The organism is Dechloromonas hankyongensis, assembly GCF_022012295.1.
GTDB classification, from domain to species: domain Bacteria; phylum Pseudomonadota; class Gammaproteobacteria; order Burkholderiales; family Rhodocyclaceae; genus Azonexus; species Azonexus hankyongensis.
This window is the reverse complement of record NZ_JAKLTN010000002.1, coordinates 1,364,547-1,375,166: the sequence shown is the minus strand read 5'-3', so window position 1 is coordinate 1,375,166 and position 10,620 is coordinate 1,364,547. Positions and strand designations below refer to the sequence as shown.

At 56.1% G+C, this 10,620-nt stretch carries 8 protein-coding genes; 5 read left to right on the top strand and 3 right to left on the bottom strand.

The annotated features are described in order from the left end of the window. Positions 1-196 precede the first annotated feature (196 nt). The 5 genes from LZ012_RS15105 to ispH are packed head-to-tail and all read left to right on the top strand — an operon-like array spanning position 197 to position 5,750. Positions 197-1,117: a bifunctional riboflavin kinase/FAD synthetase gene (locus LZ012_RS15105; RefSeq protein ID WP_275711656.1), complete on the top strand. Its 921-nt coding sequence runs from the start codon at positions 197-199 to the stop codon at positions 1,115-1,117. A 9-nt stretch (positions 1,118-1,126) separates the two neighbouring features. Next, on the top strand, positions 1,127-3,925 hold the full coding sequence (gene ileS, locus LZ012_RS15100) for an isoleucine--tRNA ligase (protein WP_275711655.1): 2,799 nt from the start codon (positions 1,127-1,129) through the stop codon (positions 3,923-3,925). After that, positions 3,894-4,400 (top strand): signal peptidase II, encoded by a 507-nt coding sequence (gene lspA, locus LZ012_RS15095; protein ID WP_420839534.1) that lies wholly within the window; start codon positions 3,894-3,896, stop codon positions 4,398-4,400. The genes ileS and lspA overlap by 32 nt, the downstream gene beginning before the upstream one ends. Then, a complete protein-coding gene (locus LZ012_RS15090) occupies positions 4,393-4,824 on the top strand; it encodes an FKBP-type peptidyl-prolyl cis-trans isomerase (protein ID WP_275711654.1) in 432 nt (143 codons plus the stop codon). The genes lspA and LZ012_RS15090 overlap by 8 nt, the downstream gene beginning before the upstream one ends. Continuing rightward, positions 4,824-5,750, top strand: a complete 927-nt coding sequence (gene ispH / locus LZ012_RS15085; protein ID WP_275711653.1) for a 4-hydroxy-3-methylbut-2-enyl diphosphate reductase — start codon at positions 4,824-4,826, stop codon at positions 5,748-5,750. The genes LZ012_RS15090 and ispH overlap by 1 nt, the downstream gene beginning before the upstream one ends. Positions 5,751-5,757: 7 nt before the next feature. Here the strand turns inward: ispH and LZ012_RS15080 are convergent, their stop codons facing one another. From LZ012_RS15080 to LZ012_RS15070, 3 genes are all read right to left on the bottom strand, one after another. Beyond that, the gene (locus tag LZ012_RS15080; protein WP_275711652.1) at positions 5,758-6,165 is read right to left on the bottom strand and encodes an energy transducer TonB; all 408 of its coding nucleotides are present in this window, start codon (positions 6,163-6,165) and stop codon (positions 5,758-5,760) included. A 310-nt stretch (positions 6,166-6,475) separates the two neighbouring features. Further along, positions 6,476-6,925 (bottom strand): type IV pilin protein, encoded by a 450-nt coding sequence (locus LZ012_RS15075; protein ID WP_275711651.1) that lies wholly within the window; start codon positions 6,923-6,925, stop codon positions 6,476-6,478. Positions 6,926-6,943: 18 nt separating this feature from the next. Further along, a complete protein-coding gene (locus tag LZ012_RS15070) occupies positions 6,944-10,612 on the bottom strand; it encodes a pilus assembly protein (RefSeq protein ID WP_275711650.1) in 3,669 nt (1,222 codons plus the stop codon). Between the last annotated feature and the right edge of the window lie 8 nt (positions 10,613-10,620).

Below are 10,620 nucleotides of genomic sequence, written 5' to 3'. Positions count from 1 at the left end.
GTTCCGTTGTCGCAGGCCACTGAAGCCGATGCGGGCCGTGAGGTGGCGGATGGCTAGCGTAAACCGATCGATTGCGGCGAAGGGCGGCGCGGTGTTCGCCACGCATCCGCTGCGCGGCAGGCGCCGGGCTGATCTCGCCGTACCCTGTGGGCGCCGCAAACCGTTATAATTCAACGTTTTTCCTCCCCACTGATCCATGCGCGTCTTTCGCGGTCACTCGCGTCCCGTTCCATCCCCCGTCGTGCTCGCCATCGGCAATTTCGATGGCGTTCATCTGGGGCATACGGCCTTGGTGCGTCGCTTGGCAGAGTTGGCGCGTGAGCGTCAGTTAGTGCCGATGGTGCTCACCTTCGAGCCGCATCCACGCGAGTTTTTTGCTCCGGGTTCGGCTCCCGCCCGCCTGACGACGGTGCGCGAGAAGCTTGAGCTATTGGCCGATTGCGGTGCCAGCCAGGCCATGGTCTGCCCCTTCAACGCCAGGTTCGCGGCCCTGTCGGCCGAAGAATTCGTCGATCAGGTCCTGGTCAAGGGCTGTCAGGTCAAGCACCTGATCATCGGCGACGATTTCCGCTTCGGTAAGGGGCGGACTGGCGATTATGCTTTCCTGCAACAGGCCGGGGCCCGCCATGGCTTCACCGTCGAGGCCATGGGCAGCGTGCTGATCGATGGCGAGCGGGTGTCCAGCTCCGGGGTGCGCAAGGCGCTGGCCGCCGGCGACATGGAGCATGCGGCACGCTTGCTGGGTCGTCCCTATGTCATGGATGGACAAGTTCTGCATGGCCAGAAACTGGGTCGCCAGCTCGGTTTTGCCACGGCCAACCTGCGCATCAAACACAATCCGCTGCCCATGTCGGGCGTCTTCGCGGTCGAGGTTAGCGGCCTCGGCGAGCGCGCCCTGCCGGGGGTCGCCAATCTCGGCGTCCGCCCCACTGTCGGCGGATCGCGGCCGCTGCTGGAAGCACATCTTTTCGATTTCGATCGCGACATCTACGGCGCGCATATTGCCGTCCGTTTTGTGCACAAGCTGCGCGACGAGCAACGTTTTCCCAATTTCGACGCCCTCAAGGCGCAGATCGCGGCCGATGCCGCGGCGGCGCGGGCCTACTTCAAGCTGTGAGCACGCAAAATGGCTGATTACAAAGACACCCTGAACCTGCCGGATACCGCCTTCCCGATGCGCGGCGACCTGCCCAAGCGCGAACCGCAATGGGTCGCCCAGTGGCAGCAGAAAAAGCTCTACCAGCGCATCCGCGAAATCAGCGCCGGCCGCCCGCGCTTCGTGCTGCACGATGGCCCGCCCTATGCCAACGGCGACATCCACATCGGCCATGCGGTCAACAAGGTGTTGAAGGACATCATCGTTCGTTCGAAAACCCTGTCCGGCTTCGATGCCCCCTACGTGCCGGGCTGGGACTGCCACGGTCTGCCGATCGAGCATCAGATAGAGAAGCTGCACGGCAAGAACATCCCCGCCGACAAGGTGCGCGAACTGTGCCGCACCTACGCCGCCGAGCAGGTCGAGCGCCAGAAGAAGGATTTCATCCGCCTCGGCGTGCTGGGCGATTGGGACAATCCCTATCTGACCATGGCTTTCCAGGCCGAGGCCGACGAAATGCGCGCCCTGGGCAAGATACTGGAGCAAGGCTACCTGTACCAGGGCTTGAAGCCGGTTAACTGGTGTCTGGATTGCGGATCGGCCCTGGCCGAGGCCGAGGTCGAGTACGAAGACAAGAATTCGCCGGCCATCGACGTCGCTTTCGAAGTGCATGAAAACCATGCCGACAAGCTGGCGGCTGCGTTCGGCCTGACCCACCTGCGTGGTCCGGCCTTCGCTGTGATCTGGACGACGACGCCGTGGACCCTGCCGGCTAACGAGGCGGTCAGCGTCCATCCGGAACTGACCTACGATCTGATCGAGACGGAAAAGGGCGGGCTGATCCTTGTTCGCGAACTGGCCGAGGCTGCGCTCAAGCGTTATGGCCTGGAAGGTGCGGTCGTCGCTTCCTGCCAGGGTAGTGCGCTCGATCAGGTGTCGTTGAAGCACCCGTTCCAGGACCGCGATGTCGCCATCATCTGCGGCACTCACGTGACGACCGAGGCCGGTACCGGCCTGGTCCATACCGCGCCGGCGCACGGCGTGGACGACTATAACATCGGCAAGAAGTACGGTCTGCCGGTCAATAACCCGGTCGGCAACGACGGCAAGTTCATCTCCACCGTGCCCGCACTGTCGACCGGCGAACTGGCTGGCCAGAGCGTGTGGGAAGCCAATCCGCTCGTGCTCGGCGAATTGGAAGCGCGCGGTCGTCTGCTCAGGCAGGAACGCATCCAGCACAGCTATCCGCATTGCTGGCGCCACAAGACGCCGATTATTTTCCGCGCCACGACGCAGTGGTTCATTGGCATGGAAAACCGCAAGGACGAGAGCGAACCGACCCTGCGCTGGATTGCCGAGCGTGCCGTCGATGAAACCCAATTCTTCCCGGCCTGGGGCCGTGCCCGTCTCGAAGGCATGATGAAGACCCGCCCGGATTGGTGCGTGTCGCGCCAGCGTAACTGGGGCGTGCCGATCCCCTTCTTCCTGCACAAGGAAACCGGTCAGCCGCATCCGCGTACGGCAGAACTGATCGAGCAGGTCGCCCGGCGCGTCGAGAAGTCCGGTATCGAAGCCTGGTTCAGCCTCGATGCCGCCGAGCTGCTCGGCGCCGAGGCCGATCAGTACGTCAAGATGAAGGACACGCTGGATGTCTGGTTCGATTCCGGCACGACGCACTGGCATGTGCTGCGCGGTTCGCATGCTGCGGTGTCGACGCATCCGGCCGACCTCTATCTCGAAGGCTCCGACCAGCATCGCGGCTGGTTCCAGTCCTCGCTGCTGTCCGGCTGCGCCATCGATGGCCGCGCGCCGTACAAGGCGCTGCTGACCCATGGCTTCGTCGTCGATGGCAAGGGCCACAAGATGTCGAAGTCCAAGGGCAACGTCATCGCGCCGCAAACGGTTTCCGACAAGATGGGCGCCGACATCCTGCGCCTGTGGACGGCATCGACCGACTATTCCGGCGAACTGAGCATTTCCGACGAAATCCTCAAGCGCGTCGTCGAAGGCTACCGTCGCATCCGCAACACGCTACGCTTCCTGCTCGCCAACGTTTCCGACTTCGATGCTGCCGCCGACATGCTGTCGGTCGAGCAATGGCTGGAAATCGACCGCTACGCACTTGCGCTGACGCGCGAGCTCCAAGCAGGCTGCCGCGCCGACTACGACAAATACGAGTTCCATCGTGTCGTCCAGGCCCTGCAGACCTTCTGTTCCGAAGATTTGGGCGGCTTCTACCTCGATATCCTGAAGGACCGTCTGTACACCACGGCGCCGAAGTCGGTTGCCCGCCGTTCGGCCCAGTCGGCCTTGTGGCACATCACGCAGGCTTTCGTTCGCCTGCTGGCGCCGATCACCTCCTTCACGGCCGAAGAGGTCTGGGCGGTATTGACCGGCAAGGACGACGACTCGATCATGTTCCAGCTCTGGCACGAGCTGCCGGTGGCGGCTGACGAAGGCGATCTGCTGGCCAAGTGGAGCCAGATCCGCACCGCACGCGCCGATGTGACCAAGGCGCTGGAGGCGCAGCGCGAAGCGGGCAAGATCGGTTCGGCGCTGCAGGCAGCCGTTGAAATCCGCTGCGCCGGCGACAAGCTGGCCGCGCTGACTTCGCTCGGCGACGATCTCAAGTTCATCTTCATCTGCTCAGCGACCACGGTCATCGGCGATGAGGCCGAATCGGTGACGGCGACACCGCTGGAACATGCCAAGTGCGAGCGCTGCTGGCATGTCCGCGACGATGTCGGCGCCCATGCCGAGCATCCGGGCCTGTGTGGCCGTTGCGTCAGCAACCTGCATGGCGACGGCGAGGCGCGTGTCAGTGCCTAGGACGGCGAATGGGTGGTACGGGCTGGCCGCGATCGTTGTTGTTCTCGACCAGCTCAGCAAATGGCTGGTGCTCAGCCATATCCAGTTTGGCGAAACCATCTATGTTGCATCTTTCTGGAACTGGGTGCTGACCTTCAATCCGGGAGCGGCCTTCAGCTTCCTCGCCGATCAGCCGGGCTGGCAGCGTTGGTTCTTCACCGTGCTGGCCCTGGGCGTTTCCGGCTGGATCGCCCTGGAACTGAAAAGGCATCCGACGCAAAAACTCCTGGCCTTGGCCCTGACCCTAGTCATGGGCGGGGCGCTGGGCAACGTCATTGACCGCGTCCGTTTCGGCGCCGTCGTCGACTTCATCCAATGGCACGCCGCCGGCTACTATTGGCCGGCCTTCAACCTAGCCGATTCGGCGATTACGCTGGGCGCGGTCCTGATGGTTGGCGCCACGCTTTTCACCAGGAAAGAGACTTCCGATGAGTAATACCGTCCGTTCCGACAGCTATCTGACGCTCCACTATCGCATTACGGCGCAGGATGGCGAGGAATTCCTGTCCACCTTCGACATGAGTCCGGCTACCTTGCAAATGGGGAGCGGGCAACTGGCCGAAAATCTGGAAAAGGTTCTGGTCGGCCTGCCGGCGATGGAGCATTTCGTTTTTGAACTGCCGCCGGACGAAGCATTCGGTCAGCACAATGCCCGTCTGGTCGAGCGCATTGCGCGAAATGGCCTGCCGCCGGAAATGGAACTCAAGGAAAATTCCGTCGTCGAATTCACCGCGCCGAACGGCGGCACCTTTGCCGGCTTCCTGCGCGAACTGGACGCCACCCACGCGCTCTTCGACTTCAATCACCCGATGGCCGGCAAGACGATCCGCTTCGAGGTGAAAATCATCGGAATCATGTAATGGAAATCATCCTCGCCAACCCCCGCGGCTTCTGTGCCGGCGTCGAACGCGCCATCGCCATCGTCGAACGCGCCCTGGAAAAATTCGGCGCCCCGATCTATGTGCGCCACGAAGTTGTGCACAACAAGTTCGTCTGCGACGACCTGCGCGCCAAGGGGGCGGTTTTTGTCGAGGAGCTGGATGAAGTGCCGGCCGGAAGCACCGTCATTTTCAGCGCCCACGGCGTTTCCAAAGCCGTCCGCGCCGATGCCGAAGCCCGTGGCCTGAAGGTGTTCGATGCGACCTGTCCACTGGTTACTAAGGTGCATGTCGAAGTCGGCAAGATGCGCAACCAGACCCGTGAAGTCGTCATGATCGGCCACAAGGGGCACCCCGAGGTGGAAGGGACGATGGGGCAGAGCGAGGGGGGGATGTACATCGTAGAAACTGTCGATGATGTTGCTCGACTGAGTGTTATGAACTCCGCCTCCCTTTCCTATGTAACCCAGACGACGCTTTCTGTAGATGACGCTACCGTGGTCATCGAAGCCCTGAAGCAGCGTTTTCCTGAAATTCAGGGACCTAAAAAAGATGACATTTGTTATGCCACTCAAAATAGGCAGGATGCCGTTAAGGAGTTGGCAGAGCAATGTGACTTGGTGATTGTTGTCGGTAGCCCGAATAGTTCAAATTCGCGGCGCCTGAAGGAGGTCGCAGTATCTAGGAGGATTGATGCCCACTTAGTTGATGGTCCAGACGAGGTAGATGTGCGCTGGCTAGTGGGAAAAAAGAGTATCGGCATTACTGCCGGGGCTTCTGCTCCTGAGATTTTGGTGAGTCGTGTGCTAGAGCGAATCAATACGCTCACTGGTGCATCAATTACTCAGTTGCCGGGCGTAGAAGAAGGCGTTTCATTCCCTCTGCCAAAGGAGTTGACGCAACTATAAGGCTGGATTACCCACTGTTAGGCTCAAAGTCCGGAATCCATTCATAACGAAGATCTACTGGTTCCGCAGGATGAAATTCGAAACGTAAATTCGCCTTTCCTTTTACCTTCTTTCCACCTTCAACGGCTGGTTTAAAAATTGCGTCAAAGGTACTTGATTCTATTATTTTTAAAAAATCATCAGGAAGATTTGAATCGATTGTTCTTGCATTAAGTACTGTGCCGTCAGATCCAATCTCCAATTCAAAATTTGCGTAACCTTTATCATCGCTGGCAAAAGCCAAGCCATCACGATGTTCTGGGGCTATCAAAAGCTTGGGCCGGGCAATACGAAGCTCTGGCTGAAGAATATTGATAGTTGAAGGAAGCCGCTTCTGTGATGATGGATCTCGGGAGATTTTTCCATGAGATGGCATTTCATCTACTGTCCTAGAGTCGTTGTGTTTCGGTAGTTCGGCAACGCTCCTATCGTTTTTAGAAAAGCTGTTTAGAGTCACTAAGAGTCGACGATGAGTAGTTGCAGACGCTTTTTGTGACGAAAGATGACAGTCAAGAAGCAATGCTGAATGAATTGCCAAGGAGCAGGTTAGCGGGAGGATTAACTTGTTTGCCGGGCACGCCAAAATTCTATTGTTTCTGTCGGTATGCCCGATCATCCTGCTTTAGTTTTCATCGTATTTATGGTGAGACGGGGGGCGGATAAGTTCCTCTTCCTGCGAATATCTATCACCTGTTCCAGCAGTCACTGGCGGATAGGGTGGCACTGGTTACGCCTTTGACGCCCTGATGGTTTAAAGTTAACGTTCCGCATCCATCTGTAGCCATCCTCCCACCTGCAACCGGAGTGGCGGATAAGGTGTAAGTGCTGCTAGTCAAGGTAGTAGCCGATATGGTGTAGACAGCACCGCCATCACGTGGCGAATTGACTACGGGTAACGTTACAGCCGTCGTGTTGTCTGATTTCTTGTCGTACCGGGATGCCTCGGTAAAGTTGCGTTCCAGATATTGTGCGTTCTCAAGCAACGCAGCACGCGCATCAGCACGTGCCCCGCGTCGCAGATACGAATCGTATGAAGGGTAAGCAATTGCCGCGAGAATTCCAATGATGGCAACGGTGATCATCAGTTCGATTAGCGTGAAGCCGAAGTCGTTAGCAATAGCGGCGTGTTGTCTCACTTAAATCTCCTAATTAAATTACTGTATTTGTCGCCAATAGAGTTGATTGATTGTCCCTGGCGCTGGTGGCGGAATCTTATTCTTGATGGTCATGAATCCACCTGATGTTCCAGTCAGAATCTTGAAGGCTGTCTCACCATTTTTGATGATGGCTGGAACCTTGATCATGCCGATCGTAGATTTCATTCCGGATGCAGGGCTCGAGCCGTAGTTGTCGCCGCTATTAAATGAGCCATCGTTGTTGGTATCCAGCACCGTATTGTTTGGCCGTTGCCCTGTCAGAGCCAATACCTCCATCAGCCAACTTTCACCGCCAGGGGCACAAGGGTCACGAGAAGGAATAATCGTTGTAAAGATAACCCGATCCTCCAATAGGCTGGCTGCTGATACAGAACGTTCTCCACTACTTGTGGCATTGCTTGGATAGACTAAATCCATATACCAGCCTTGCTTGGCAGGAGATCCGGAGTAATCAACAGTGTTATTGCTCGTGATGCGGATGAGTGATGTTCCAATTGTTGCTTCGTTATCAATGGTTTGGGCTTGTAATTCACTACGGGCGATTGTCCGGTCCAGACCGGAGTCACGAATGCCATAGAACGATTGGATTTGTGTCGTGCTGACATCGCTATCGCCAATATACTTGCCCGTTCCGAAAAGAATAACTACGCCACCAGACGGATGTTGGCTGATTTTAGGCTGTGCGATTATAGGTTGGCTCTGAGAGGCAGCGTTTACGGCAGTGAATAAAGGGGTGCCGCCATTGCCTATTCCCCAGGAGGTAGGTGTGTTAGCTGTAAGGTCGAACTTCCAAATATTGCCTTGTAAATCTCCTGCATAAACGTAATCAATTATCTTATCGCCATCGTTGTCCCATAAAATGGGAGTCGATAGTCCATTATTTGTGGCCGAACCAGCTTGAATTTTGGCAAGCAAGGTGCCAGAACCCAATTCGATTACATAAAGGTAAGCATTGCCATTTGCACTGTTATAGCCGTTGCCAAATATTGCAACCCAGTGTCCGCTGTTCAAGCGCCCGATCTGAGGCTGTGAAAACGTATAACCAAGGTCATCGGCATCGGCATATTCCCAGAGAATTGAGCTGGCATTGAACGTAGTAGGGCTGGTGATATCCAGCGCATAGATCGTTTTGCCGCCGGCATTAAGACCGCCGACGAGTGTAGTGTGCCACGATCCGTTGAAATAGGCGTCACCAGCCATTGGAGCGCCGTCAACATAATAACGATGGCTGTAATTAGGGTCGGTTAAGGAGACAAGGTTGGAGTAGACGCCTTTGGGGATATAGGCGAACAACTCCTTGCCGGAATCAGTATTTCCTGTATCAGAGCGGAAAGCGTGCAACATGCCGTCATTGGCCCCGACGTAGGCAAAAGGAATGCGACTGGATACCGAAGTAACGAACGCAGCATAAGTCGACTTTTCGGTAAAACTGGTGGATGCGCTGTTGGCATACCCGAAATCCGTTTTTTCAACGTATAAGGGGTCAGAGTTAATGATGTCGCCGAGAAGGCTACCCGTGCGATTACGCAGCGTAGCGGTAGGGTTCGATGAAGAGTTGTAGAAACGTGCTTCCTTGCTGGTATCCCCTTTCAGCCAGTTTAGTCGGTCAGCACAGCGATTATCTGAGCTGTTCAGCGTTGTTTGGAATGTGCCGTTACCAGTGCAGCGCGCTTCCTCTTTAGACGATCCATTCAATGTGTAGATTTTTCTATTGGCTGGTGTAGGTAGCAGATTGGCAGCATCCCAGTAGGCAGTTCCGACGACGCCGGTGCTTGATACAGGCAACGCTAAGAAATTGCCACTCCAATCGCGGGAGTTGAATTTTGCTTGATAGACGATAGAGCCGGCCTGCCACTGCGTCGAATTGGCCGCAAGCGATGCAGCAGAGGGGGTGGCATCGCTGACACTGCGTATGATCGATGTAAACGCTTCGTTAAGCGCGGAGGGATCGTCGGCGCTAAAGAACTTGCCGCGGCTATTGATGGCGGCGTGCCAGAGATCCGCTACCTTGCCACCATCGGATGCAACCGATGGCCAAGACAACGTTCCGGCCTTGATATTTGGATAGCTACCGCCATAACCCTCATTCCCATAAGTTAAGCTCGGAGTGAGGGATTCTAGGAAAGGTGTCAAACCCAGACCAACAGTGAAGTTCACCATGTGCTGCCAAGTGGCTGGGTCGTTTACCGGGTTCCAATATTGCTCGGTATCGGTGCCTGAGCGGTCATGCCAGGTTGGGATGATGGAATTGTTCAGGCCATTGGTCCCTGAAGAAAGATCGGTTTTCCAGAAATAGAAGGCGATATCCCCTAGAGTGTCTGCTTCGGTGGCGCTGAACGGGGCAATGGGAGTGTACGTGGTTCCATCAGGCAGGGTCGCAGACGCGTTATCGGCGTTGTTCGTTGTCAGCGCGTCTCCCCATATGCCATCGGTCATGACGATATGGAAATTCTTGCGGCAAGATATCGGTAGATAGGTCGCCGTATAGGTCTCCGTGAAATGATCATATGGCGTGTTGGCTAGGGCTGCGACCGTATTGCTGTTCACCGTCAGATAATCGCCGACACGCTTCAGGCCAGTACGCAGTGGCGTGCTGGGGTTCATTGGGAGGCGGAAAAGCCACGAGTAGAAGTTGCTGCGATGGGTTCCGGTGAACGGCTTGATAGCATTGGAAAAATTGGTGGTTGTCGTCTCCCAGCCTTCGCAGTCGGCAGTGACAAAACTGGAGTTGCCTCCTCGGCAACTATTAAGGCCCTGCCAGCCCACGCGCGTAGTTGCTGGAACGTTGGCAAAAGCACGAGCAGCGGCGCTGATGGTCATAAGGTTGCGCGTCCGGTAATAGGAATACCAGATGGCAAAATTCTGCCGTTCATCCTTGTCGGCATTGCTGAGAGCGCCGTCACCATTAAGGTCAACGGTTCCGGTTCCTGAAGTACTGCCGACTACCACCATCTTGTAGCAGTTGTTATTCGTCTTGTTTGCGACGTTTGTAGCCGAGCACCCGGAAACACTGGTGTCGAATACATAGTAATACGCCGGCATGGTATAGGCTTGACATGTTGCATTGCTGCCAGCGCAGGACGTGGCAGAAGTCATGTTGGTCCAATTTCCCCCTTTGTTGGTGGTGTACTGGCATTTGTTCGCGGATGAACAACGGACGTCCCCTGTTGTGCCACTAAGATAGTGGTTCATCAGCCGATGGTTTTTATGGGCTGTATTGATATGAAGGCCTGCACTGGGACGATAGCCCGAGCTCAAATCAATTGTTCCGAAGGCTGGATCGAATCCGTTGAGATAAGCAGCGGTAAAACTTGTTTGAGTTCCGGCATTAACGAAATTGCCGTTGGCATCCTTAGGAATTTCGTATTTGATATTCGGATTGTAGAAAAGTGGATTGAAGTGCGCTGATTTCACAAAACGATCATTCAAACGGGTATCCGGATTGTTGTCGCAGACGTCATCCGGATTGCCGCACAGGTCCGGTGTGAATGCGCGTGCCATACTGCCTGAGTCGTCGAGTGTCAGAATCAGGTTCGGTGGGACATCGACGGTCAAAAAGAGGGGGGTATTGGCGACATCTACAGCAAATGCGGATGCACAAAAGCCAAATGAAATTGACAGTAGCGTTTTCCGCAGGGAAGAACGGCTCGTAAACATATCGTTCATGATCGTCT